20 protein-coding genes and 2 pseudogenes are annotated in these 25,881 nt (G+C 69.0%); 7 read left to right on the forward strand and 15 right to left on the reverse strand.

Features of this window, described 5'->3' with window-relative positions:
- Positions 1-233: 233 nt before the first annotated feature.
- The 3 genes from C7T91_RS18640 (at position 234) to C7T91_RS38560 (ending at position 1,463) form a co-directional block, all read left to right on the forward strand.
- Positions 234-506: a type II toxin-antitoxin system ParD family antitoxin gene (locus tag C7T91_RS18640; RefSeq protein ID WP_108260537.1), complete on the forward strand. Its 273-nt coding sequence runs from the start codon at positions 234-236 to the stop codon at positions 504-506.
- On the forward strand, positions 503-823 hold the full coding sequence (locus C7T91_RS18645; protein WP_108260538.1) for a type II toxin-antitoxin system RelE/ParE family toxin: 321 nt from the start codon (positions 503-505) through the stop codon (positions 821-823). Before C7T91_RS18640 ends, C7T91_RS18645 begins: the two co-directional genes overlap by 4 nt.
- A 265-nt stretch (positions 824-1,088) precedes the next feature.
- A complete protein-coding gene (locus tag C7T91_RS38560; RefSeq protein WP_201742141.1) occupies positions 1,089-1,463 on the forward strand; it encodes a helix-turn-helix domain-containing protein in 375 nt (124 codons plus the stop codon).
- A 700-nt stretch (positions 1,464-2,163) separates the two neighbouring features.
- Here the strand turns inward: C7T91_RS38560 and C7T91_RS40415 are convergent.
- Positions 2,164-2,568 (reverse strand): annotated as a pseudogene (locus C7T91_RS40415) (IS1634 family transposase); the annotation flags it as partial.
- A gap of 936 nt (positions 2,569-3,504) precedes the next feature.
- Between C7T91_RS40415 and C7T91_RS18660 the strand changes: the two are divergent.
- The 4 genes from C7T91_RS18660 to C7T91_RS39670 all read left to right on the forward strand — a co-directional run bounded on the left by C7T91_RS18660 (position 3,505) and on the right by C7T91_RS39670 (position 8,333).
- Positions 3,505-6,645 (forward strand): valine--tRNA ligase, encoded by a 3,141-nt coding sequence (locus tag C7T91_RS18660; RefSeq protein ID WP_108260540.1) that lies wholly within the window; start codon positions 3,505-3,507, stop codon positions 6,643-6,645.
- A 119-nt stretch (positions 6,646-6,764) separates the two neighbouring features.
- Positions 6,765-6,890, forward strand: a complete 126-nt coding sequence (locus C7T91_RS37975) for a hypothetical protein (protein ID WP_269102168.1) — start codon at positions 6,765-6,767, stop codon at positions 6,888-6,890.
- Positions 6,887-7,786 (forward strand): response regulator transcription factor, encoded by a 900-nt coding sequence (locus tag C7T91_RS18665; protein ID WP_108260541.1) that lies wholly within the window; start codon positions 6,887-6,889, stop codon positions 7,784-7,786. Before C7T91_RS37975 ends, C7T91_RS18665 begins: the two co-directional genes overlap by 4 nt.
- Before the next feature lie 25 nt (positions 7,787-7,811).
- Positions 7,812-8,333 (forward strand): transposase, encoded by a 522-nt coding sequence (locus tag C7T91_RS39670; protein ID WP_407943308.1) that lies wholly within the window; start codon positions 7,812-7,814, stop codon positions 8,331-8,333.
- 1,218 nt (positions 8,334-9,551) lie between these two features.
- Here C7T91_RS39670 and urtE read toward each other — a convergent pair.
- The 14 genes and pseudogenes from urtE to C7T91_RS18735 form a co-directional block, all read right to left on the reverse strand.
- Positions 9,552-10,271, reverse strand: coding sequence for an urea ABC transporter ATP-binding subunit UrtE (gene urtE / locus C7T91_RS18675; protein ID WP_108260543.1), 720 nt, complete (start codon positions 10,269-10,271; stop codon positions 9,552-9,554).
- A gap of 4 nt (positions 10,272-10,275) precedes the next feature.
- Entirely contained in the window at positions 10,276-11,046 is a 771-nt protein-coding gene (gene urtD, locus C7T91_RS18680; RefSeq protein ID WP_108260544.1) for an urea ABC transporter ATP-binding protein UrtD, read from the reverse strand.
- Complete coding sequence (urtC, locus tag C7T91_RS18685) at positions 11,043-12,113, reverse strand: urea ABC transporter permease subunit UrtC (RefSeq protein ID WP_108260545.1); 1,071 nt, start codon at positions 12,111-12,113, stop codon at positions 11,043-11,045. The genes urtD and urtC overlap by 4 nt, the downstream gene beginning before the upstream one ends.
- Before the next feature lie 3 nt (positions 12,114-12,116).
- The gene (gene urtB / locus C7T91_RS18690; RefSeq protein ID WP_108260546.1) at positions 12,117-13,010 is read right to left on the reverse strand and encodes an urea ABC transporter permease subunit UrtB; all 894 of its coding nucleotides are present in this window, start codon (positions 13,008-13,010) and stop codon (positions 12,117-12,119) included.
- 57 nt (positions 13,011-13,067) lie between these two features.
- Positions 13,068-14,264 carry an urea ABC transporter substrate-binding protein gene (gene urtA / locus C7T91_RS18695; protein WP_108260547.1) on the reverse strand — a complete coding sequence of 399 codons (1,197 nt, stop codon included), beginning with the start codon at positions 14,262-14,264 and terminating at the stop codon, positions 13,068-13,070.
- Positions 14,265-14,388: 124 nt separating this feature from the next.
- Positions 14,389-14,871, reverse strand: a complete 483-nt coding sequence (locus C7T91_RS32725; RefSeq protein ID WP_330848855.1) for a MipA/OmpV family protein — start codon at positions 14,869-14,871, stop codon at positions 14,389-14,391.
- The gene (locus C7T91_RS32730) at positions 14,868-15,374 is read right to left on the reverse strand and encodes a transposase (protein ID WP_161555996.1); all 507 of its coding nucleotides are present in this window, start codon (positions 15,372-15,374) and stop codon (positions 14,868-14,870) included. Before C7T91_RS32730 ends, C7T91_RS32725 begins: the two co-directional genes overlap by 4 nt.
- Positions 15,375-15,853: 479 nt before the next feature.
- Positions 15,854-16,642: pseudogene (mepA, locus tag C7T91_RS18705) on the reverse strand (penicillin-insensitive murein endopeptidase); the annotation flags it as partial.
- A gap of 140 nt (positions 16,643-16,782) precedes the next feature.
- Positions 16,783-18,117, reverse strand: a complete 1,335-nt coding sequence (locus tag C7T91_RS18710) for an MFS transporter (protein WP_108260548.1) — start codon at positions 18,115-18,117, stop codon at positions 16,783-16,785.
- A 131-nt stretch (positions 18,118-18,248) separates the two neighbouring features.
- Positions 18,249-19,553 (reverse strand): M16 family metallopeptidase, encoded by a 1,305-nt coding sequence (locus C7T91_RS18715; RefSeq protein ID WP_108260549.1) that lies wholly within the window; start codon positions 19,551-19,553, stop codon positions 18,249-18,251.
- The gene (locus C7T91_RS18720) at positions 19,550-20,917 is read right to left on the reverse strand and encodes a M16 family metallopeptidase (RefSeq protein ID WP_108260550.1); all 1,368 of its coding nucleotides are present in this window, start codon (positions 20,915-20,917) and stop codon (positions 19,550-19,552) included. Before C7T91_RS18720 ends, C7T91_RS18715 begins: the two co-directional genes overlap by 4 nt.
- 80 nt (positions 20,918-20,997) lie before the next feature.
- Positions 20,998-21,549: a DUF3035 domain-containing protein gene (locus C7T91_RS18725; protein ID WP_236638322.1), complete on the reverse strand. Its 552-nt coding sequence runs from the start codon at positions 21,547-21,549 to the stop codon at positions 20,998-21,000.
- A 637-nt stretch (positions 21,550-22,186) separates the two neighbouring features.
- Positions 22,187-22,873 (reverse strand): response regulator transcription factor, encoded by a 687-nt coding sequence (locus tag C7T91_RS18730; RefSeq protein ID WP_108260552.1) that lies wholly within the window; start codon positions 22,871-22,873, stop codon positions 22,187-22,189.
- 39 nt (positions 22,874-22,912) lie between these two features.
- A complete protein-coding gene (locus C7T91_RS18735; RefSeq protein WP_456237849.1) occupies positions 22,913-25,819 on the reverse strand; it encodes an efflux RND transporter permease subunit in 2,907 nt (968 codons plus the stop codon).
- Positions 25,820-25,881 lie beyond the last annotated feature (62 nt).

Here is a 25,881-nt window from a genome sequence, read left to right on the forward strand (position 1 = left end):
GCTCCAGGGGAAGCCGCTGCGCGGCGACGCCGGATTCTGAATGACCGGTCTGGGGAGCGGCCGTTCGACCTTGGGGTTGGCTGGACCGTTTTGCCACCGGCTGAAAACTGCGCTCATCCGCCGGACAGGAGAGGCCCGGCGAACGGCAGCAAAGCGGGATGCATCCTTTCTGGTGGCAAAGTTGGCCACCTTTTGCTATTGTCCCGGAAGTCAGCCTTGAAGGAGATGGGGCCATGCCAGCCAGCCATGCCCGCAACGTCGCTCTCACGCCTGAACTTGATGCATTCATCGAGGAACTTGTCGCGTCCGGAGACTTCGCCAATGCCAGCGAAGTCATGCGGGCAGGCTTGCGATCGTTAAAGGAGCGCCGGGAAATCGGCCAGATCGCTGCAAGGATCGGGACGGCGCTGGACCAGCTGGACCGCGGCGAGGGCATCAGCGGTGATCCGCAGACGGTGCTGTCGGGCGTCCTCGACGCCGCACGGGGCAAGAAGGCCGCCCATTGAAGGACATCGTCTACGCGCCTGCGGCTCTCGCGAGCTTGCAGGACATTCTCGAATGGACGATCGGGCGACACGGTGACGCCCAGGCGGAACGCTACACGAACCAGCTCATCGCCCGGCTCGACGCCCTGGCTGCCGGGCAGCCGCCGCATCCGAGACCGTGTTCGGCCTTGCTGTCCGAAGGGAGGAGGGCGCCCGGGCTGGGCTATGTCCGCGAGGGGCGCCACTATCTCATTCTCCGCGAGACGGAGACGGCCATCGAGCTGGTCGAAGTCTTCCATGAGCGGATGAACATCGAGGCCTGGCTGCAGGCCCTCTGATCAGCGCTTGATACCGACGGTGTCGCAAGGCGGGATAGAACGCCACCCCCCCAACACCGACGCTCATACTGTAAGCTGTATTATGATTACAGCAAACATTAGCCGCCTGAATTGATGACCTGTATGGCCCGCACATCCTGAGAGCGGCAGGCCCTGCGCCCAGAGCACGTAGGCCAGCTCCGAGACGCCGCTGGGCGATCGTGTGGCGGGGTAGCCTTGCCGTCCAACAGGACGTGCGAGGACCCCCAGGATGAGACGATTGCCGATGCGCAAAATTTCAGAAGCCCTCCGGCTGAAGGCCGCGGGACTGTCGACGCGGAAGATCGCGTCGAGCCTCGGGCTCGGCCAGTCGACCGTGTCCGACTACCTCAAGCGGGCGGACCGGGCGGGGCTGACCTGGCCGCTGCCCGAGGGCACCTGCGATGCCGATCTGGAGCAGCGCCTGTTCCAGCCGGTGGGCGGCGCGGCGCGGCGCTCGATCTCGGAAGTGGCCTTCGACCTCGGCTTCTGCGCCAGCGCCCATTTCTGCCGCGCTTTCAAGGCACGCTGGGGCATGACCCCCGACGAGTTCCGCCGCGGCCAGAACAGGACCGAAGCTGCCTCGGCCGGAGAGCCGCGCGGCCCGCAGGGCAGTTCCTGAAGCAGGAACTGCCCTGCGGAAGGACGAGCGCCAGCCCCCCTGCTCCGCAACCTCAGCGCCAGACCCCGCCCAGCAGACCTGCCGCCGCAGGTATGGCCAGGAATAGGATGGCCAGGACAGCCAGGGCAAAGGCCACGCTGCTTGCCCCGGCGATGAAGCCCACGACAGCCGGTCCGGCCAGATGCCCGCCATAGCCGGCAAAGGCAACGATCGAGACTGCGGGTCCGATCGCCATTGCCTCCTGCCGCCCGCAGGCGCTGAACAGGATCGGCGCGATGCTGGCGGCACCGATACCAACCAGGCAGAAGCAGGCGAGCACAGGCGCGGTCCATGGCAGGAGCAGTGTCCCAAAAATGCCCAGCACGGCCAGGCAGCCGCTGAGCATCAGCACGGGCCCGGACCCGTGGCGCTCGACCACCCTGTCCCCCAGCAGGCGCATCGCAACCATGCCAACCGAGAATGCGGCAAAGCCCAGTCCCGCAGTCTGCATCGAGGCAAGGTCGCGCTCCAGGAGCAGCAAGCCGCCCCAGTCGAGCATTGCGCCCTCGACCAGAAAAGTGACGCAGACCATGCCCGCGAACACCAGGACCGGCCCGCGCGGCCAGGCAAGAAACGCGGCGGAGCGGCCCTCTGGCCGAAGCGCGTGCCGGGCGCCAGCAAGTGCCGCGGGAAGCGCAAGCCCGCCGCAGGCCGCGCGCACGCGTTGCAGCCCCGCCAGCAGCATGCCCTGCAGCGCCTTCGTCCCGGCCGCGTTGCCGGGATGGACCATGTGCAGCAGCGGGCGCCCTTCCGCGGCCTGCACCACGCCAGGCACGAGCAGCCGGGCAATGCCCCGTTCATCCCGAAGCCGCGCAGGTCGGCCTCCAGCCTCGCCCCGCCATGGATCCGGGCGGTCGTCAGGTCATGGACCACGACGGCCGGACCTGCTTCGCCGCGCGTCCTCCCCGTGTCAGCATGCGCCAATGCCGCTCGGACAGGTGGCGCGCCCATTGGCGCATCCATGGTGGTGCGTCACGGTCTCGGGCATGGCGGCCGCTTCCCCCCTCCGGCGCAGGCAGCCGAGCTTGCTGTCCGGCGCGCAGGAGCGGTTGAAGACCATGGCGCGGCGCTGCCATATGAGCGCCATTGGTCCGGCCGGCCATGGCGGCCGCCCCGGCGCCGATCTCGCAGAGCCCGAAGACATCGCCGAAGCCGGACGGTGGCTCGTGTCCCATGTGGCGGTGCCGTTCGCGATGGGCCTCGCGCTGGCTGGCCGGGCCAGGACAGCATCCGTCCGCTCGCCATCGCCCTTGGACCGATGGCGGACAAGCGTGCTCCGGGAGGCATGCGTTCACGGCGTCCCGACGCGGTCGATGGATAACCTGGTCCGGGCCATGGCCGGACAGGCTTTCCGAAGAGCCAGGCCAGCCGACCGCGAAGCGCGAACCACGCGTGCGCGTTGCCTGCCTGAGGCGCCCGCGTGAGGACAAAAGGCCCTGCGCAGGGAAGCCTCCGGCGTCTGTCCCGGTTTTCCTAGTTCCCGAAGCTTTGCCTGCAGCCACAGGCTGCGAAAAGGCTTGGGATCCTGTCCCACTTCCGGGATCGCATCATGGCCGGCGCCTTCGGATCCGCGCAATTGCGGACCGGATGCCGCGTGATCCCCTCCACTGCGGTCTCGACGGAAGGAATCTGGCGATCTGCGAGGCCCGTGAGGGCAACACGGCCGCTGCCACCCACGTCCCTGTCCGCAGCTTGGCTGCGTTGCCTCTGCCATTGATCAAGGACCGGGGCAACCATCCCGGGGCCCAGGCCTGATCGTGTGCCATTGCTTGGTGTAGGAGGCCGCGCCGGCGGGCGCGATCCGCCGGCCCGGGGACCCGTCGCTCTGGCCGCCTCCCCGGCCGCAATCTCCGCACGGGGCCCGGCCCGCCGCCCCCCGGACAGGACAAATGCAATCATTTTGTGATGGACGGGCCCCGCACCGCCCCGGAGCGGGCCGCGCGCTCTTTCCCTCCGCGTTCCCCTCCGCTACACCGCCCCTCGACTGTTGAGGACCGATCCGATGACGATGGACAAGAAATTCGACGCCGCCGAGGCCGAGGCCCGCATCTACAAGGCCTGGGAAGACGCCGAAAGCTTCAAGGCCGGGGCCAATGCCAAGCCCGGGGCCGAGACCTTCTGCATCATGATCCCGCCGCCCAACGTGACGGGCAGCCTGCATATGGGACATGCCTTCAACAACACGCTGCAGGACGTGCTGGTGCGCTGGCACCGGATGCAGGGGCATGACACGCTGTGGCAGCCCGGGACCGACCATGCCGGCATCGCCACCCAGATGGTGACGGAACGCGAGATGGCCGCCAATGGCGAGCCCACCCGCACCGAGATGGGCCGCGACAAGTTCCTGGAGCGCGTCTGGCAGCAGAAGGTCAAATCCCGCGGCACGATCATCGGCCAGCTGAAGCGCCTCGGCGCCTCCTGCGACTGGTCGCGCGAGGCCTTCACCATGGGCGGCGCCGAGGGCGACCCCGAGGCCGGCAAGGGCGCGCCGAACTTCCATGACGCCGTGATCAAGGTCTTCGTCGACCTGCACGAGAAGGGCTGCATCTACCGCGGCAAGCGGCTGGTGAACTGGGACCCCCATTTCGAGACCGCGATCTCCGACCTCGAGGTCGAGAATGTCGAGGTCCAGGGCCACATGTGGCACTTCAAGTACCCGCTGGCCGACGGCGTCACCTACGAATACGTCGAGAAGGACGAGGACGGCAATGTCGTGTTCCGCGAGGAGCGCGACTACATCTCGATCGCCACCACCCGCCCCGAGACCATGCTGGGCGACGGCGCCGTGGCCGTGCACCCCTCGGACGAGCGCTATGCGCCGATCGTCGGCAAGCTCTGCGAGATCCCCGTGGGTCCGAAGGAGCACCGCCGCCTGATCCCGATCATCACCGACGAATACCCCGATCCCGCCTTCGGCTCGGGCGCGGTGAAGATCACCGGCGCGCATGACTTCAACGACTACCAGGTCGCCAAGCGCGGCGGCATCCCGCTCTACCGCCTGATGGACACCAAGGGCCGGATGCGCGCCGACGGCGCCCCCTATGCGGATGCCGCGAAGGCCGCCCAGGCGATCACCGCCGGCAAGGAAGCTTCGGAATCCGAGGTCGACGCGCTGAACCTGGTGCCCGACGCGCTGCGCGGCCTCGACCGGATGGACGCCCGCAAGGCCGTGGTCGAGCAGATCACCGCCGAAGGCCTGGCGGTGATGACCGTCAAGACCGACCCGCGCCTCGGCAAGGCAGCGAAGAAGAAGCCGCTCGCGCCGGAAGAAGGCGGCGAGGACCGCTCCGAAGAGCAGGAGCTGGTGCCGCTGGTGGAGTCGAAGCTGATCACGCAGCCCTTCGGCGACCGCTCGAAGGTGGTGATCGAGCCGATGCTGACCGACCAGTGGTTCGTCGACGCCGCCAAGATCGTCGGCCCGGCACTGGAGGCGGTGCGCAACGGCACCACCAGGATCCTGCCCGAGCGCGACGAGAAGGTCTATTTCCACTGGCTGGAAAACATCGAACCCTGGTGCATCTCGCGCCAGCTCTGGTGGGGCCACCAGATCCCGGTCTGGTACGGTCCGCGGATCGAGACGATCGACGGCGTCGAAACGCTGAATTTCGAGCCGGGCGGGCTGGTCCGCTTTGTCGCCAAGGATGATGACGAAGCCCGCGCCAAGGCAGCCGAGTTCTACGGCGAGGCGCTCGACAAGGTGCAGGTGCTGAAGAGCTTCAGCCGCGACCCCGGGCGCGCCGCCGACGGCAATCTCGACCCGCTGCGCTCGGCCGTCACCGCGATGGAGCGCGGCCAGTTCGACGAGAACGGCACCATCCCGCTGGTGCGCGATCCCGACGTGCTGGACACCTGGTTCTCCTCCGGCCTCTGGCCGATCGGCACGCTGGGCTGGCCGGATGAGACCCCGGAACTGGCCAAGTACTTCCCGACGAACGTGCTGGTCACCGGCTTTGACATCATCTTCTTCTGGGTCGCCCGGATGATGATGATGCAATATGCCGTGGTCGGCCAGCAGCCCTTCGACACCGTCTATGTCCATGCCCTCGTCCGCGACGAGAAGGGCAAGAAGATGTCGAAATCCCTCGGCAACGTGCTCGACCCGCTCGACCTGATCGACGAATACGGCGCCGACGCGGTGCGCTTCACCCTCTCGGCCATGGCCGCGATGGGCCGCGACCTGAAGCTGTCCACGCAGCGGATCGCGGGCTACCGGAACTTCGGCACCAAGCTCTGGAACGCCACCCGCTTCGCCGAGATGAACGAAGTCTACGCGCATTACGACCCGGCCAAGGGCCATGGCGCGCCGCAGGCGACGGCCAATGCCTGGATCCTGGGCGAAACCGCCCGGGTCCGCGAAGAGGTCGATGCCGCGCTGAAGGGCTTCCGCTTCAACGACGCCGCCAACGCGCTCTATGCCTTCGTCTGGGGCAAGGTCTGCGACTGGTACGTCGAATTCGCCAAGCCGCTGTTCTCCAGCGAGGATGCCGCCGTCATCGCCGAGACCCGCCAGACCATGGGCTGGGTGCTCGACCAGTGCATGATCCTGCTGCATCCCTTCATGCCCTTCATCACCGAAGAGCTCTGGGAGAAGACCGCCAAGCGGGACGGCATGCTGGTCCATGCCGACTGGCCGGCCTACACGGCGGCCGGGCTGGCTTCGCCCGAAGCAGACCGCGAGATGGGCTGGGTGATCGGCCTGATCGAGGAGATCCGCTCGGTGCGCGCGCAGATGCACGTGCCGGTGGGGCTGAAGATGCCGCTGCTGCAGATCGAGCTCGACGCCGCAGGCAAGGCGGCCTGGGCCCGCAACGAGGTGCTGATCCAGCGCCTCGGCCGGGTCGAGAGCCTCTCCGAGGTGGCGGAACTGCCGAAGGGCGCGGTGACGCTGCCGGTCGAGGGCGGGCTCTTCGGCCTGCCGCTGGCCGGTTACATCGACATCGCCGAGGAGCAGGAGCGCCTGGCCAAGTCGCTGGCCAAGCTCGAGAAGGAGGAGAAGGGAGTTTCGGGCCGCCTGAAGAACCCGAATTTCGTCGCCTCCGCCCCCGAGGACGTGGTCGAGGAAACCCGCGAACGCGCCGCCCAGATCGCCGAAGAGGCGGGCAAGCTGCGCGACGCGCTCTCCCGCCTGGCGGCGCTGGCCTAGGCCCGAGCCGGCCGGACCGGGCAATCCCTTCCGCCCCGGCACTTCAGGTGCCGGTTGGCGCAAGCGGGTCCGGCTCCGGCAGGACGCAGCCGGGTCGTCTCCTCGGCCACCGGCGCGGCGTGCAGGACGCGCTCGAGCGGCTCGAGGGCGAGGGCGCCGATCCGGCGGATCTGGCGCGCTGGCGGGAGATGGCGGCGCGGTTCGACCTTGCGGGCATCGCCGCCGAGCTGGAGGAGGCGCCATGACCGATCTCGGCGACACGGTCCTGATCGTGGACGACCAGCCCGGGACGCTGGAGCTGCTGACCGACACTCTGGAGCGCGAGGGCATGACGGCGCTGGTGGCGATCAGCGGGCAGGGGGCGCTCGACCTGCTGGCGAAGGTGGAGCCGCATGTCATCCTGATGGATGCGCAGATGCCCGGGCTCGACGGGTTCGAGACGACCCGCGCGATCAAGCAGATGCCCGGGCGCGAGCATATCCCGGTGATCTTCATGACCGGGCTGGCCGAGACCCAGCATGTGGTGAAGGGACTCGCCGCGGGCGGGGTCGATTACGTGACGAAGCCGGTCGTGCTTGACGAGATGATCGCCCGGATCCGCGTCCACCTGGCCAATGCGCGTGCGACCCAGGGCGCCCGTGCCGCGCTCGACGCCGCCGGGCGGAGCCTGCTGGCGCTCGACGATGGCGGGCGGCTTCTCTGGTCGACCCCGCGTGCCGAGGAGATCCTGGCCGATCTCTTCGAGGACGGGCGGCTGATCCTCAGCGACGCGCTGGCCGGGCGCCTGCTGTCGATGCGCGGCACGGCGGACAGTCGGTCGCGGCTGAGCCTCGGCGACCGGCAGCTCGACTTCCAGTACCTCGCGCCGGTCCGTGCGGGGGAATCGCTCTACCGCGTGACGGAAAGCCGTCCGGGCGCGCGCGAGGCAGTTCTGAAGGACCGGTTCGGGCTGACCGCGCGCGAGGCCGAGGTGCTGCTGTGGCTGGCGGCGGGCAAGTCGAACCAGGACATTGCCGACATCCTCGGGAATTCCGCCGCCACGGTGAAGAAGCACCTGCTGCAGATCTATTCCAAGCTCGGGGCGGAGAACCGCGCCACCGCGGCGGCGATGGCGGTGCAGATCCTGGCCGAGCTGGGCTGATGCTCCCGGAAAACGCAATGCTTGCTTGCCGCAAGGCCTTCCGGTTCCATCACATTGCAGGGCTCGGGATGCCCGGGACGCGGAAGGCTCGCGCGCGGCCGTTCCTCGAGTTCGATCTCGAGGCCCATATCCACGGGAGCCGCCTGCTGCGCGCCATCGTCCGGTTCGCCGGTCTGGGCGGCCTGCGCGGGGACCTCCGCGGCGTCTGCAGCCATGCCGGGCGGTCCCGGATCTCATTCTGCGGATGCGGATCATCGGCGGCGCCATGGGCCTGCGCTCCGGCCGCCGCCTTTGCCGGGAGGTCCGTCTCACCCACGCCTGTCCCCGGTTCCGCCGCCTCGCTCCCGTGGACAAGGTGCCGGACCGCTCCTCGTTCTCGAGGCTGCGCCACGGGGCGTTCCGGGAAAGCGGCGCGCCGCGCCGCTCCGTCGGCGCAGTGGCCGCGGGGCTGGCCTGCGGCAACGGTTTCGCGGTCCATGCCGAACTGATCCGTCGGCGGGCAGGGCGTTGCGGAGCGATGTCCCGAGAGGCAATGCGGACGTCCTGAAGCTGAATTCCGGCAGAGCGGAAAAGCTGATGCGGCAGCGGCCGGCCCTGCGGAAGCGGCACGCGCCGTCCGGGAACATCTCGAGCCCCCGACGGCGCGTGCATGACCGCCGCCGGTTCGAGGGAATGCACGGGCGCCTTTGGCGCCGAGACGCCGGTGGTGCCGGAATTCACCGTCCATGCCGGCCCTGCCAGCCAGTGGGCGGCGGCCCGCAAGGATGAGCCAATGGTCCGGGAGAGCCGCCCATTGCGGCGCCATCGCTCCGGGTCCGACCGGCGACGGCGAATCCATTCCTTGCATGTTCCGGCAGCTGCCTGACAGGCATCGGCCACGGGATCATCATGGACGCGGAGGCGGCGCGGCCTGTGCGGCAGGCCGAGGCGTACCGGCGCGCAGGATGACCGGCCGCAACGAGGCGCGCTTCGGCATGCGGCCCGGCGGGCTGGCGGCCGGCACGGCCCATGGCGCCGGGGACAACCTCGCCAGGCTGGTGCCGAAGCGGCAGAACCGTCCCTTCTTCCCGGTCTGCCGCTGCCCGGCAGGCGATTTCCCGCACTCGCCGGAAGGGACTGGTCCGCGCGGACCGTTGGCATCCGGGGGCGGTCCGTCTTCACCTGGCACGATGCGCGCCACCGCGACCTCTGTCCGGCGGGAAAGGATCTTGGCCATGACCGGCGCAAGGTCTCCGGCCCGGCCAGGATGGAGAAGGGCATGGGAGCGCGGAACTGCCGGTCCGCCATCGGCGATTGCCGGGACTGCGCGTTCAGGGCGAAATGCTGCCCCGACACCGGCATGCGCAGCATCACCCGCGGGAAATGCGACATTGTCCGGGATTTTGCCGGCCCCTGCACGGCCTCCGGGGCCACTGGCCCGGCCCAAGGGCGGCGGAAGAAGGTCGAGATGGTGCGGATATTCCCGCGGACCGATGGCCGCCATGGCCTCGCTTGTCCACCTCGTGCGGAGCCTCGGCTTCGGGCGGTTCCGGCTCGGAGGCCGCCCGGCGCGGCAGACGAAGCCATCCCCGCAGCGATTGTCCGGAACCTCGGCAAGCTGGCAACGCGCCGCCCGGTCGCGGCACCGATCCCGTCCTGCCCCCGAGGCGGATGCCGACGGACCGGCGCTCCCCGGAAATTTGCCTTGGCGGCCATCGATGCGCCGCCCGTCCTCCGCCAGGCTGCGAGTTCGACAACGGCATCGGCCGGGCCCGGCCTGCCGGGGTCAGACATTGACCAGATGCGCGACCTCGGCGGTGCTTTCCTCGGCGGTGCGGCCGCGGCGCACGGTGCGGCCGCGCATCAGCACGCAGTATTCGTCGGCGAAGGACCAGGCGAAGTCGAGATACTGCTCGACGATCACGATGGTGACGCCAAGTTCGGTCCGCACCCGGCGCAGCGCGTCCTCGATCTGCTGCACGACATTCGGCTGGATGCCCTCGGTCGGCTCGTCGAGCAAGAGGAGCTTCGGCTGCCCCGCAAGCGCCCGGCCGATGGCCAGCTGCTGCTGCTCGCCGCCCGACAGCACCCCGGCCTTGCGGTGGCGGATCTGCGCGAGCTTCGGGAAGAGGTCGAAGATGTGGTCCGGGATGCCCTTGGCGATCAGCCCCTTGCCGCGCCCCGAAAGCGCCGAGAGCCCGGTCGTCAGGTTCTCCTCGGCGGTCAGGTGCGCGAAGACATGGCGGCCCTGCGGGACATAGCCGATCCCGGCGCGCGAACGGTCATGCGAGGCCTGTTTCGTGACGTCCTGCCCGTCGAGCCGGATCGCCCCGGCGCTGGCCTTCTGCACGCCCATGATGGTCTTCAGCAGCGTCGTCTTGCCGACCCCGTTGCGGCCGATCAGCGCCAGCGCGCCGCCCTTTTCCACGTCGAGATCGATGTCCCAAAGCACTTGGCTCTGGCCGTAATGGGCGGTGACGCCCTGCATGTTCAGGAGGGATTCCATCGGGTTACTCCTTTGCCCGGCCGAGATAGACGGCGGCGACTTCGGGATCGGCGCGGATCTCGTCGACCGTGCCCTGTTTGAGGAAGCGGCCCTGGTGCAGGACCGTGACCGTGCCGCCGAGCTCCTCGACGAAGGCCATGTCATGGTCGATCACCAGCACCGCGTGGCGGCCGAGCAGCGACTTGATCAGCCTGGCGGTCTTCGAGGTCTCGTTCGGCCCCATGCCGGCGGTCGGCTCGTCGAGGAGGATCAGCGGCGCGTCGGTGGCGACCACCATGCCGATTTCGAGCCACTGCTTCTCGCCATGGGCCAGATCGGCGGCGAGGGTCTCCGCCCGGTCGGAGAGGCCGACGGTCTCGAGGATTTCCCCGACCCGGCGGGTCTCCTCCGCGGCGCGGCGATGGCTGAAGGTGGTCCACCAGCGCCGGTCCCTGGCGGCGGCGACGGCGAGGTTGTCGCGCACCGACAGGCTCGGCAGCACGCCCGGCGTCTGGAACTTGCGGCAGATGCCGCGGCGGACGATCTCGTGCTCGGGGCGGCCGGTGATCTCCTGGCCCATGAAGCGCACCGAGCCCGAAGCCGGCTGCACCCGGCCGATCACCGTGTCGCAGAAGGTGGATTTGCCTGCGCCGTTCGGGCCGATCAGGATGCGCAGCTCGCCGGGCCGGAGCGTCAGCGAGAAGCCGTCGATCGCCTTGAACCCGTCGAAATCGACCGTGATGTCAGTGACTTGCAGCAGCGGCGTGCCGGGCTTGATCTCGGAATGAAAGGTCATTGCGCTTCCTCCAGCAGGGCGGTTCCGGTGGCGGCGGCACGCTCGCGGCGGCGCTTCATCAGGTCCTCGGCCAGGCCGGCGATGCCGTTCGGCAGGAAGGTGACGACCAGGATGAAGACCAGGCCGAGCACGTAGAGCCAGGCTTCGGGCATGGCCGAGGAGACGATGTCCTTGGCGAAATTGACGATCAGCGCGCCGGCCACGGCGCCCCAGAGGCTTTTCCTGCCGCCGACCGCGACCCAGACGATCATCTCGATCGAGGGGACGACGCCGACGAAGGCCGGCGAGACGACGCCTGCATGCAGCGTGAAGAACGCGCCGCCGATCGAGGCGAAGACCGCCGAGAGGGCGAAGGCCACGACCTTGTAGGGGGTGGTATCGTAGCCGAGGAAGCGGACGCGGTTCTCGCCGTCGCGGGTGGCGCGCAGGAGCGTGCCGAAGCGCGAGCCGATCAGCCATTTGCTCCCGGCGAAGACCGCGACGAGCAGCCCGAGCGTCACCCAGTAGAGCGTGCGGTTGGCCGCGTCGGTGCCGAGCTCCATGCCGAAGAGCGTGGTGAAGCCCGTCAGCCCGTTATAGCCGCCGGTGGTGCTCTGCTGGCTGGTGAGCAGCGTCGCGAAGGTCAGGGCGACGGCCTGGGTGATCAGCGCGAAATAAACGCCCGCGATGCGGCGGCGGAACACGAGCCAGGCGAAGAGGCCTGCGAAAAGCGCCGGGACCAGCACCACGGCGAGCACGGCGAAGAGCGGATACTGGAACGGCACCCACCACCAGGGCAGCGACATGACGCCGGACCATTCCATGAAGTCGGGCAGGTAGCCGGGCTCGAGCGAGGCGAGCTTCAGGTACATGGCGATCGAGTAGCCGCCGAGGCCGAAGAACACGCCCTGTCCGAGGGTGAGGATGCCGCCCTCTCCCCAGATCAGCACGATGCCGATGGCGAGGATGGCCATGGCGAGGAAGCGGCCGAGCAGGTTCAGGTCGTAGGACGACACCAGCGAGGGGGCGAGGACCGCCAGCGCGAGGACCGCGATCCAGGCGTGGCGCAGCAGGGGATGGTCGGTCATGGATCAGCCCTCCAGGGCGCGGGAACGGGTGGCGACGACGCCCTGCGGCCGGAACTGCAGGAAGACGATGACGAAGACGAGCATCAGCACCTGGCTCATCGAGACATCGAGGAAGATCTGCGACAGCGCCGAGACGAGGCCGAGGATGATGGCGGCGGCGGTGGTGCCGATCATCGAGCCGAGCCCGCCCATGACGACGACGAGGAAGGCCGGGACGATGTAGCTCTGCCCGACGGTCGGGGTGACCGGGCCAAGCAGCGACAGCACCACGCCCGCGAGGCCCGCGATGCCGGTGCCGAGGCAGAAGACGGCGAGGTCGACGCGGCGGGTGTTGATGCCCGAGGCCGCGGCCATCATCCGGTCCTGGTTGACGGCGCGCACCAAGAGGCCGAGGCGCGTGCGGGCGATCAGCAGGCCGAGCCCGGCCAGCACGGCGACCGCGACGGCGAGGATGAAGATCCGGGTCGAGGGGAAATAGAGGCTGCCGATGGCGAAGCCGGTGTTCAGCCAGTCGGGCGCGGTCACGCCGACGCCGATCGGGCCGAAGGCCGAGCGCGCCGCCTGCTGCAGGATCAGGCTGACCCCCCAGGTGGCCAGCAGCGTGTCCAGGGGCCGCGAGGACAGCCGCCGGATCACCGTCACCTCCATCAGCCCGCCGACCAGCGCCGCGCCGAGGAAGGCGACCGGCATGGCCACCAGGATGGCCATCGGGCCGGGAACGATCAGGTAGGTCAGGTAGGCGAGGTAGCCGCCCAGCATCAGCATCTCGCCATGGGCCATGTTGATGACGCGCATCAGCCCGAAGCTGAGCGCCAGGCCGAGGGCGGCGAGCACGAAGAGCGAGGCCACGGAGAAGCCGTTGAACACCTGGCCCGCGAAGAGGGTCGCATCGAGCATGTCGATTTCCTTTCGGGAGGGGGAAAGGCCGCCCCCGCGCAGGGACGGCCGCCAGGATCAGTTGCCGACGAAGCCGCAGGTCTTGCCCGGGAAAGTCAGCGCGTCATAGGGCTCGGGCTCGATCATCGCGGCGGAGGACCACAGGATCTCGAACCGGCCTTCGGCATCGAGCTTGCCGACATGGGCGCTCTGGCGCAGTGATTGGTTCGGCGCGAAGGAGACGGGGCCCATCGGGGTGTCGACCTCGAGCCCCACCGCGGCGGCGCGCACCGCATCGGTCTCGAACGATCCGGCGGCCTCGACGGCGGCCTTCCAGGCATAGACGTTCAGATAGCCGTGCAGCATCGGATCGGTGACCGCGGCATCCGCGCCGTGCAGCGTGCGGTAGGCCTGGACGAACTCGGCATTGGCCTCCGAGGGCAGGGTCTCGAAATAGTTCCAGGTGGCGTAGGAGCCTTCGACCAGCGAGGCGCCCATCGCCTGGGCTTCCTGCTCGGCGATCGAGAAGCTCATCACCTCGACCTTGTCCGGGCCCATGCCGGCCGCGGCCATCTGCTTGAAGAAGGAGACGTTCGAGTCGCCGTTGAGCGTGTTGAAGATCACGTCCGGCTTCGCGGCGCGGATCTTGGCGATCACCGCCGAGAAATCGGTGCCGCCGAGGGGCACGTACTGCTCGCCTGCGAGGGCCAGGCCGTCCTCGGCGAGGTGCTTCTTGACGATCAGGTTGGCGGTGCGCGGGAAGACGTAGTCGGAGCCCACGAGGAAGAAGCTTTCCTTGCCTTCGGCCTTGGCCCAGTCATAGGCCGGCAGGATCTGCTGGTTCGGCTGGGCGCCGGAATACATGATGTTGGGCGAGCATTCGTTGCCCTCGAACTGCACCGGATACCACAGCAGGCTGCCCGCGCGCTCGAAGACCGGCAGCATCGCCTTGCGCGAGGCCGAGGTCCAGCCGCCGAAGACGGTGGCGACATCGTCGTTCTGGATCAGCTTCGAGGCCTTCTGCGCGAAGATCGCCGGGTCCGAGGCGCCGTCCTCGATCACCGCCTCGATCTGGCGGCCAAGCACGCCGCCCGCGGCGTTGATCTCGTCGATCGCCATGACTTCGGCGTTCTTCACGGTGACTTCGCTGATCGCCATGGTGCCCGAGAGCGACTGCAGGACGCCGACGGCGACGGTGTCCTCGGCATGGGCCGCGCTGAAGGCAAAGGCGATGGTGGCGGCGCCGCAGATGGCGCCGGTTGCGGAGGTCTTCATGCGTCCGTCCTTTTCCCTGTCGGTTGAGGCTGCGCCGGGCTGTCCGGCGCGTCATGGGATCAGACTAGGGAAAGCCGCAGGGGGCCGGTATGGACCGAAAGGGGTATAAGGGAGCAAGCCGGGGCTACCAGCCGCGGGCGACGCCGATCCCGGCATAGACCTGGCCGTCGGAGCGCACCGCCGGGCTGTCCGCTGCCTCCTCCAGAAAATGCATGTACATGACGCCCGCGCCGACCGCCCATCTTCCGCTGAGCGGCTGGACATAGACCGCGGTGATCCGCGCGTCGCGCCAGCCTGCGCCCGCATCGTATCCGGGCCTGTCCGGCGCGGCCCCGACCGAGAAATAGGTGTCCATGTAATCGGCGGAGGCCCAGCTGGCCGCCAGGCCGAGCCCCAGCGCGCCGTAGCGCCCGACCGGCATCCAGCGGCGCAGGTTCACGTCCGCGACATGGCCGCCATGGGCCCCGGAGGCATCCTGCAGCATGCCGATGCCCGCCCGCCAGCACCCTGCGGTCCAGCGCCGACAGCCTGTCGCGCAGCATCGCCCGGGCATCGAGGATGGCCGGGGCGGCCGTCCCCGCGGCCAGCTCGCGCACCCGTGCCTCATAGCGCCCCTTGCCCTCGGCCTGCAGGACCGAGCTTCATCCCGAAATTGCGCAGGACCCCGCGCAAGGACTGCTCGATGTCGAGGGCCGCCTTCTGGGCAGCCTTGCGCGCGCTCAGAAGGGCACGCATCTCCGGCACCGGCACCGGCACCGGCGCGGCTCGTGGACCGGCCTGAAACAGCCCATGCGCGAGCCACCGGGCTATGCCCTCGGCAAAGCGGCGGCCTGTCTTGACCGGCATGGCCTTCAGGACCGCCTTGACCTGCCGCGTCTCCATCAGGACCGGCTCGAAGCCCGCGTCGTCCAGGCCGCGGCGGAGCCACTGCGACTGCGGACCGGCCTCGAGCCCGATCGTCTCGATGGGCCAGGGCAGGTCCCGCAGGAAGGCGACAAACACCTCGGGCTCGCTGTCGATCTGCGCCCGCTTCACGACCTGCCCATGTTCGCCGAGCACGCAGATTGCAGAACTCGCAAGCGAAACGTCGATGCCGATGAAGGTCTTCATGCCGTCCTCCTCCGGGATGTGGAAACGCCAGCCTATCCGGTCCCGGCTGCCCCATGACGACATCTGGAAACCCTCGCCCCCGTCTGCGATGATCTCAATGTCAGCCTGCCTGCAGCGCAGAGCGACCGACAAGCTCGGCCCAACGGTGAGCGCGAGGCCCGTCGCGAGCTACACCATCATATGGGACATCATCAAAGGTAACCTGCGGGCCTCCCCGGATTTGAGCAACAGCGCCAAGCTCCGGAAACCTTTTTACCAGCGAACCGCGGCGATCTCCTCTTCCGCGGGGAACTGGGCAGGAAGCCCTCGCCGGCAGCGCCGGAGGTCACCTCGATCGCGCGGAATTCCGGCGTTGCCCCGTCACGTCCGAGGCGGAACTTGCCCATGGGGCGGGCCGCGCCATCGGTCTGGGCGGGCACGCGACGGCGGCGTTCGAGGCGCCATGGCGGCGGCTGTGCCCTGCTGCGCGCTTTGCCGCGCTTGCGGGGGGCGGGCTTGGCCGGCTCGGGCGAGGGCTTCGGCGGCGCCAGCGCATCCGTCACCCACCACGTCAGCGTGTCGTCGCAGCCGTTGCCGCCGCTGGAAATCTGCGACACCGTCGGCGTCTGGGTGATGCAGCCGGGCGAGCCGGCCGGGCATTTCAGCCGCACGTGGAAATGGTAGTCATGGCTCCAATAGGGCCGGATCTTCTGCAGCCAGGCAGTGTCCGAGGGACGGGCGTTCTGGCACATCGCGATCTTGGCCGGGGCGGTGACGAAGATGCGGTCGACCCGGGGATCGCGCGCCGCGGCCTCGAGGATGGCGGCATGCTGCGGCGACCAGTTGCCGTTCACCCGGCGCTGGTCCGAGGTCTTGACCGAGATCGAACTGATCGATTCCCGCTCCGAGCGGCTCAGGTTCAGCCGCTGCGGCGGCAGCATCCAGATGTCGATGTCCAGCCCCATCTGGTGGCTGGCATGGCCGGACTTCATCGGGCCGCCGCGCGGCTGGCCGATGTCGCCGACATAGAGCCCCGACCAGCCCGGCTGCCGTGCCGCCTGGGCCGAGAGGTCCCGGATGAAGGAGATCGCCTCGGGATGGCCCCAGTTGCGGTTGCGCGACAGGCGCATCGCCTGCCAGGTCGGCCCGGTCTCGGGCAGCTCGACGAGGCCGCCCGCGCAGCCCTTGGCATAGCTGCCCCAGGACTGGGCCGGCCCGGAACTCGGCTCGGGCTTGGCGCCGAACAGCGCCCAGGCCTTCGGACCGGACAGCTCCGCCGCGCTCAGCATCGTGACCGAGACGCCCTCGTCTTCCGAGGCACCGCCGCCGCCTCCCGAAGGGCTGCCGCCACAGGCCCCGAGCGCCAATGACATGAGAATCGCTACCGGCCAAAACCGGGTCTTCGGGCTCTTCATGGCGGGCCTCCTGCTCAGATATCGCCGTCCCTTTTGACCCAAATTAGCAGAAACAGGCCGAGAAGAAAAAGGAATATCAGGGGGGAGACACCCAATCTCTGGTCGCCGCTCGCCATCGTCGCCTGGCCGATCAGGAAGGGCGCGAGAAACGCCGTGGCCTTGCCGGTCAGCGCGTAGAGCCCAAAGGCCTCGGTCGGGTGGTCCGGATCGGCATGGCGCACCATCATCGAGCGCGAAGCCGATTGCAGCACGCCGCCCGCCGCGCCGATCAGCGCCCCGCAGATGTAGAACAGGACATCCGGCAGCGCCGATCCCGGCGCCAGGGCAAAGCCGAACAGGCTGTCGCGGGTCAGCCCGACCAGCGTGGTGCTGACCAGGACCAGAATCGCGATGGCGGTCGAGATCACCGCCTTCGGCCCGCCGCGCCGGTTCTCGCAGAGGCCGCAGATCCAGCAGGCCAGCATCGCCATGGCCACGCCGAGGATGCCGAAAATGCCGATCTCCTTGACCGACCAGCCGAGCACGCCCTTGGCATAGAGCCCGCCGAAGCCGTAGAGCCCGATCAGCGCGTCGCGGTAGAACATCGACGACAGCAGGAAGGCGACGAGGCTCCGGCGCTTCAGCGCCCGGCGCCACATCTGGCGGATGTCGCGCGCGGCGCGGCGCGCGGCCTCGGCAAAGCTCAGGTCGGGCGCGTCGCGCACCGGGTCCTTCACCCAGGCGAAGAACGGGATCATCGAGATCACGAACCAGGCCGCGCAGAACGGCCCGACGAAGCGCGTGCCCTCATAGGCCGCCGGATCGAGCCCGAAGAGCGGCGGCTGGCCCAAGAGCGTCCGCCCGCCTTCGCCCTCGGCGAAGAACAGAAGCATCAGGATCAGCGCGATCAGCCCGCCGGCATAGCCGATCGCATAGCCGGTGCCCGACAGCTTGCCGGTCTCCTCGCGGCTCGCCAGAGACGGCAGGAAGGCATTGGTGACCACGATGGCCAGCTCGGTCGCGACCAGACCTGCCCCGAAGGCAAAGAGCAGGAGCAGCACATGCTCGGTTCCCGGCACCGCGAACCACAGCGCGGCCGAGGCGGCGACATAGACCGCCGACAGCCAGCCGACCCAGCGCACCAGATGGCCCGACTGGTCGCCGAGCGCGCCGATCACCGGCGCAAGCACCGCCGTTGCGATGCCCGTGACGGTCAGCACATGGGCCCAAAGTGTCTGGGCCTCGACCGGGTCGCCCACCACGTTCACGAAGTAGGGCCCGAAGATGAAAGTGAGGATCAGGGTGTGGTACGGCTGGCTGGCCCAGTCGAAGGCGTACCAGCCCCAGATCCTTTGCTGCGCGGTCGGCATGACGTCATTTCCCCAACGTCCCCGACCTACAGGCCATCCGGATCCGGTGTCCATACGGAAACCATGATTTCGCAATGCCTCCGGCGGAGCCGGCCTGCGTCACCCCGACGCGGACCGGCCCCGCCGCGAGATCAGTTCAGCGTCTCCGGCGGCTGGCCGACCACGACGAAGCTCAGCTTCGCGGGATCGAGCAGCTCGGAGGCGACGCGGCGGACATCCTCCAGCGTCACTGCCTCGACCTTGTCGTTGCGGGTGGCGATGTAGTCCGGCCCCATGCCGTCCATCTGCATCCCCACCAGGATGTTGGCGATCCGGCCGTTGCCGTCGAAGCGCAGCGGATAGGCGCCGGTCAGATAGGTCTTGGCGCGGTCGAGCTCGTCCTGGGTGACGCCCTCGTCCTTCATCTTCTGCCACTCCCGGCGGATCAGGTCGATGCTTTCGGCCACGGTCGCATTCGCCGTCGCCATGCCACCCGCCAGCAGGTCCGACTGGTCCTTGGCCGACAGGTAGGCGGCCACGCCGTAGGTCAGGCCGCGCTTCTCGCGGATCTCGCTCATCAGCCGGGACTCGAAGCTGCCCGCGCCCAGCACCTGGTTCATCACATAGGCGGCGAAGAAATCCGGATCGTCACGGTCGAGCCCCGGCTGCACGAAGCGGATCACCGCCTGCGGCGTCGGGTAGTCGATGACATGGACGCCGCCGCTGAATTGCGGGTCCGCCGGCCCGGGCAGCGGCGCGCCCGCCGCGGGCAGATCGCCCAGCACCTTGTCGAGGAGCGTCTCCAGCTGCTCCGGGGTGATGTCGCCGACCGCCGAGACATAGACCCGGTCCTTCGCCATCGCGCCCTGCCAGGCCGCCACGATGTCGTCGCGGGTCAGCGCGGTGACGGTTTCCTCGGTGCCGTCGCCGGGACGGGCATAGGGATGGTCGCCATAGACTTCCTGCGCCATGTAGTCCCCGGCCAGCGCCTGCGGATCCTCCCTGTCGGAGCGGATCGAGGCCAGCACCTGGGCGCGGACCCGGTCGATCGACTCCGCGTCGAAGGCCGGATCTGTGACCACCGTGCGCAGCAGCTCGCCGGCCGGCTCCAGCGTCTCGGTCAGGAAGCGCGCCGAGATGCTGACGCCGTCATCCCAGCTGTCGAAATCGACCGACATGGCCAGATCGTCGCGCGCCCGCGCGAACCCCTGCGAGTCCCAGTCGCCCGAGCCTTCCTCGAGCAGGCCGGTCATCAGGTTGGTCGCGCCCTGCTTCCCGGCCGGATCGAGCGACGTGCCGCCCTTGAAGCCGATTTCCAGCGCGACGAAGGGGATGGAGTGCTCCTCCACCAGCCAGGCCTTGATGCCGCCGGGGCTTTCGACCTGCTGGATGTCGACCTCGGCGAAGGCGGGGAAGGCCAGCGCGATGGCGGCGGCGGTGACGGCGGCGCGGATCATTGGGACACCTCGCTTGCTTCTTCGGCCTGGGCCGGCGGACGGAGATAGCCGGTCACCGAGGCTTTCGGGTCGAACACCTTCCCGGCCGCGGCCTTGATGTCCTCGGCGGTGACGTCCTGAACGATCTGCGGCCAGGCGGCGACATCCTCGATGGTCAGGCCCGAGGTCAGCGCCTGGCCGTATTCGCGCGCGACGGCATCCGCCGAGTCGCGCTTGTAGATTTCCGAGGCGCGGTACTGCCGCTTCAGCGTCGCCAGCCGCTCCTCGTCGATCGGCGCGGCGAGGAATCCGGCCAGCACGTCTTCGAGCGCCGCCTCGGCCTCTTCCAGCGTGACATCCGGGGTCGGCACCACGGTCAGCCCGAAGGTGGACGCGTCGAGCGAGGTCGCGTCGTAATAGGCCGAGGTGTAGATCGCCACCTTGCGGTCGAATTGCAGGCTGCGGCCCAGCACCGAGCTGTTCGGGTCCTCGCCCAGCAGATCGGCCAGGAGCACCAGCGCCGCGGCCTCTTCCTGGGCACCCGGATCGCGCTCGGGCGCCAGATAGGTGCGCACGACATAGGGCTGGGCGACGCGCGGATCCTCGAAGGTCAGGTGGCGCGCCGCGAGCTGCGGCGGCTCCTGCACGCGGGACCGCTCGCCGATCCCGGGGTTGGCCGGAATCGCGCCGTAGTTTTCCTCGGCCAGCGTGCGGACCTCGTCCGGGGTCACGTCGCCGGCGACGATCAGGATCGCGTTATTGGGGGCGTAATGGTCATGGTAGAACGACACCGCATCGTCCAGCGTCAGGCTCTTCTGCTCTTCCGGCCAGCCGATGATCGGATTGCCGTAGGGATGGCGCAGGAACTGGGCGGCACGGCGCTGTTCGCCGAACAGCGCGCCCGGATTGCTGTCGGTGCGCTGGTTGCGCTCCTCGATGATGACGCCCAGCTCGGGCTTCACCACGTCCTCGGTCAGCTTCAGCCCGGTCATCCGGCTGGCTTCCATCTCCATCATCAGGCCGAGCCGGCTGGCGGCGACATGCTGGAAATAGGCGGTCTGGTCATAGGAGGTGAAGGCGTTGTCATTGCCCCCGTTCGCCGCGACCACGCTGGAGAACTCGCCCGGCTCCAGGATGTCGGTGCCCTTGAACATCAGGTGTTCGAGGTAATGGGCGATGCCGTTCTTGCCGGCCGGCTCGTCCGCCGATCCGACCTTGTACCACATCATGTGGGTGACGGCCGGGGCGCGGTGATCCTCGATCACCACCACGTCCAGGCCATTGCCGAGAGTGAAGCTCGTGACGTCCTGCGCCGCGGCCGGCAATGCAGCCGCGAGGACGAAGGTCATGGGCCAGAAGGCCCGGAAGGGGGACAGCTGTGTCATGCGCCCAACCTACGGTGGAAGCGGGCGGGATCAAGCGGCAGCACGTCCTCCCGCGAAAAAGTGACGGGAGGAGAGCGGCCTCAGTCGTCTTCCGGAAGGGGCGGCGGCGCCGAGGGCACGGTGGCGCCGCGGGCGCGCATGCGGGCCTGCTCGGCCTGCGGGTCGAGCTGCATGTCGTCATAGGCGTTGTAATAGCCGTTACGGTTGAACAGCTTCTCGATCGGCGTCCGGTCGTTGCGCTGGCGCCATTCGACATCCTCGCGTTCCAGCGTGCCGCGGATCGACGGATCGGTGCCGGTGCGTCCGGCATAGGCCACCAGCGCAGCATCCGAAGACGGGATGCCGCTGCGGTCCAGCGCGGCAGGCGAACCGCCGAGGGCCGCGACCACATCGGCGACCGGCGTCTGGTCGGCGCGGTTGGCCGATCCCGGCGTCGGTACCGGCAGCGCGGCTGTGCTGTCGGGCGTCTGCAGCGGCTTCGACGGCACGACGACGAATTCGTCCGGCTGCGAGCTGGCGTTGCGGAACCGCATGAGGTCCGGCGCCTCGTCCGGCGAGGAACAGGCCCCCAGCGCCGTCAGCGCGGCAAGGAGCGGCATGGAAACGGAACGGAAGGCAGATCGACAGGTCATGCCCCGCTCTTAGCGCAAAGCCGGCAGCAGGTCTAACGCAATCAGGCCGCAGCCCCCGCCGCGGCTGTCGGAGTTCCGCCATCCGGTCGCGACATTGGCAGTTTTGCGCCAACTCCGGACAGCGGCCGGGGCGTCTGCGCCCGGAACACCGCCCAGCGGGCTCCTCCCTGAAACCGCGCCATCCACGAGCGGCCGGGGACGGCAGGGCCGGGACTCCCGGCAGGCGGCAAGCTCTGCCTCCGCGCTCCCGGGCCCGCAGTTCGCCACGGGCGGGACTCGGCGCGTCCAACGGGCAAGCGGCTCACCACGCTCCGCAGCCGGCCAAGCCTGCCTGGCAACCAGCCAGAAGGGGCCGTGCAGCGAGGCGGGCCGGCGCAAATGCCGCTTTTCCCGGAAGGCTTTGCTCGGCCCGGATCGTCCGGCATCCGGCGGGCCGTCCCGGAACGCAGGATCCTGCCGCCGCCCCTGCAGCACGGCATCCGGCCAGACCCCGCTGACCGAAAAAAAGCCCGGGCAAATGCCCGGGCAGTCCAACAGGGAGGTGCACCATAACCCCGGTGCGCGGGAACTTGCCTCGGAGAACCAGCCAAGCTTGGCATGGTTCCCCGCTTGCGTCCAAACTTTTGCCGGCGCGGCGTCAGGCAACCAGCCGGTATCCGCCGCTTTCGGTCACGAGCAGCCGGGCGTTGGAGGGATCCGGCTCGATCTTCTGGCGCAGGCGGTAGATATGCGTCTCCAGCGTGTGGGTGGTGACGCCCGCATTGTAGCCCCATACCTCATGCAGTAGCACATCGCGTGCCACGACGCCGTCGGCGGCGCGGTAGAGGAACTTCAGGATGTTGGTTTCCTTCTCGGTCAGCCGGATCTTGCGCTCCGCCTCGTCGACCAGGACCTTCATCGCCGGCTTGAACGTGTACGGGCCGAGCTGGAACACCGCGTCTTCGGACTGTTCGTGCTGGCGCAGCTGCGCGCGGATCCGCGCCAGCAGGACCGGCAGCTTGAACGGCTTGGTGACGTAGTCATTGGCGCCCGCATCGAGGCCAAGGATCGTGTCGCTGTCGGTATCGTGGCCGGTGAGCATGATGATCGGGCACTTGATCCCCTGCTTGCGCATCACGCGGCAGAGCTCGCGCCCGTCGGTATCGGGCAGGCCGACATCGAGGATCACCAGGTCGTAGAGCCCCTCGCGGACCTTCGACAGGGCTTCCTGCCCGGTCGCCGCCTCGAACACGTCGAATTCCTCGGTCATCACCAGCTGCTCGGACAGCGCCTCGCGCAGGTCGTCCTCGTCATCCACCAGCAGAATCTTCTTGAGTGCGGCCATCATGTTTCTCCGTCTTGCTGTTTCGGCAGATGCGCGCCTTCACGGATGATACAAGATTTGCTGCAATCTTCTCACGGAGGCGTGTCTCCAGGCAGCTCCATGTTTCAATTCCGCGTGCGAGCCGCTATGTGCGTGACACGATTTCCGGAGCCCGCCCATGTCCCTGATCCTGACCCTCGACGAAGAGATCGCCCGCGCCCGCGCCGATCTGCGCATGGGAGTCGGGATCGTCCTGGCGCATGAGGGCCGGGCCTGGCTGGCGCTGGCGGCGGAAACCCTCTCGGCCGAACGGCTGGCCGCGATGGAGGCGCTGGGGCGCCCCGCCGTGGCGCTGACCGCCCCGGCCCCGGCGGCGGTCATCAAGGGCAGCGCGCCCAGAACGGTGGCGATCGTGGTCATCGCCACCGGACGCAGCCGGGTGACGGCGCCCTCGACCGCGGCCTCGCGCAGCGCCCGGCCCTCCTCGCGCAGCTGGTTGGCGAATTCGACCATCAGGATGCCGTTCTTGGCCATGAGGCCGACGAGCAGCACGAGCCCGACCTGGCTGAAGATGTTGAGCGACTGCCCGGCGAGCCAGAGCGACAGCACCGCCCCCGCCAGGCCCAGCGGCACGGTCAGCAGGATTACCAGCGGCGTGCGGAAGCTTTCGAACTGCGCGGCCAGCACCAGGAAGACGATGGCCAGCGCCAGGCCGAAGACCTTGGCCATGCCGCCCGAGGATTTCAGGAAATCCGCCGCCTGCCCGTCCCAGGCGATGGTCGCCCCGGCCGGCAGCCCGGAGACCGCCGCCTCGACCCGGTCCATCACCGCCGCGAGGTCGGCCTCGGGGGCGAGGTCGGCCTCCATCGGCACCGAATGCACCCGGTCATAGCGGTTGATCGCCGGCACGTTGGCCGCCTCCTCGATGGTGGCGAAGGCGGAAAGCGGGATCAGGTCGCCGCGGTTGTTGCGCAGCAGGATCGACATCAGGTCGGCGGGATTGTCGCGGTCTTCGGGCGCGGCCTGCAGGATCACCGGGTATTGCCGGCCGTCGGCGGTGTATTCGCCGACCGTGCGCGACGCGACCAGCATCTGCAGCGCCGAAGACACCGCCTCGGCGTCGAAGCCCAGATCCTGCGCCCGCAGCCGGTCCACCGAGATGGTCGCGCCGGGCTGGTTGGCGGAATGGCCGATCTCGACGCCCGAGAGCATCGGGTCGGCCTCGAGCAGCGGCACCAGTTCCTCGGCCCAGGCGGCGGCGCGGTCGATGTCGGGGCCGCCCAGCATGAACTGGAGACCGCCGCGGCCGCCGCCGATCCCGAGGCCGGAGGACGGCCGCATCCAGGTCTGCACCGCGGTGATCTGCGCCAGCGGGCCGCGCAGGCTGTCCATCACCTCGCGCACGCTCTGGTTCCGCTCGTCCCAGGGCACGAGGTTGACGAAGATCATGCCGCGGCGCAGCTCGCCCCACATGCCGGTGATCGAGGTGATGTTCGACACCGTGCCCTCGTCGCGCAGGGGCGCGATCAGCGCCTCGACCTGGCGGATCGCGGCATCGGTGGTGGCAAGGTTCGACCCCTGGGGCGCGGTGACATAGATGCGGAACTGGCCGCGGTCCTCCTCCGGCGTGACCTCCTGCGGCAGCGACTGGTAGAGCGCGAAACAGGCCGCGACGGCGAAGCCGGTGAAGGCCAGCAGCAGCTCGGGCAGCCGCAGCATCCGCAGGAGCCCCGCCCGGTAGCCGCGTTCGAGCGCCGCCATCAGCCGGTCGACTGCCCTGGTCAGCAGCCCGGGCCGGTCCTGCCGCGGCATCAGCCGCGCCGCCAGAACCGGCGACAGCGTCAGCGCGACGAAGCCGGACACCGTGACCGCGACGGCGAGGACGATGCCGAATTCGGCGAAGATCTGGCCGATCTCGCCCTCCATGAAGCTGACCGGCAGGAACACCGCGATCAGCACGGCGGTTGTGGCGATCACCGCGAAATTCACCTGGTTGGCGCCGCGCCGCGCCGCCTCGGCGGGGCTTGCGCCCATAGCGCGGTGGCGCTGGATGTTCTCCAGCACGACGATGGCGTCGTCGACCACCAGCCCGATGGCGAGGATCATCGCGAAGAGCGTCAGGATGTTGACCGAGAAGCCCAGCATCGCCATCACCGCCGCCGCGCCGAGGATCGAGACCGGGATCGTCACCGCCGGCACCAGCGACAGCCGCGCCGAGCCCAGGAAGAGGAAAATCACCGCCGTGACCAGCAGCACCGCCTCGGCGAAGACCTGCACGACCTCGTCCAGCGCCGTCTCGATGAAGAGCGACTCGTCGGTGGTGATGGCGATCTGCATCCCCTCGGGCAGGGTCGGCCGCAGCAGCTCGAGTTCGGCGCGCACCGCATCGGCGATGGCGACGGTGTTGGCCTGGGCCTGCGGCTGGATGCCGAGCCCGAGCCCGGTGACCCCGTCGGAACGGAACATGCTGTCGGTGTTCGACGGCCCGGCCTCGATCCGCGCCACGTCGCCGAGGCGCAGCGGCCGCGCGCCGTCGTCCGCCCGCGGTCGTCGCGGTGGCTGTCGATCGCGGCCTTCGCGCTGCCCAGCAGGCAGCCGGTCCGGCCGAACAGCCCGGCCCGCGCCGAGCCGGTGCCGACATCGATGCCGATATAAGCCAGCTCGTGGGCGATCACCGCCTGCAGCNTGCGCGGGGCTGGACAGCCGCAGGATCAGCCCGGCATGGAGGAAGACCGCCCGCCCGTCGGTGACGAAGGCATTGAGCGACATGTCGTTGACGATCAGAACCTTGATCCGTCCGCCCCAGAGATCGGCGGTGGTCATCACCGGCAGCGCGATGGTGTCGAGCGCGTATTCCAGGCCTGCGTCGCGGATCAGGGACTGGGCCTGCGCGCCCGCCGCGAGGCACAGCGCAACCGCCGCGGCAGCGATCCGCCGCATCATGGGGGCCGTCCCGAGTTTCGCCATTGACCCTGCCGCGTCCTCTTGCAACTTGTGCCCGAGCCTNAAGGAGGATTNGCATGCCCACC

Source organism: Mangrovicoccus ximenensis (assembly GCF_003056725.1).
GTDB lineage: Bacteria > Pseudomonadota > Alphaproteobacteria > Rhodobacterales > Rhodobacteraceae > Mangrovicoccus > Mangrovicoccus ximenensis.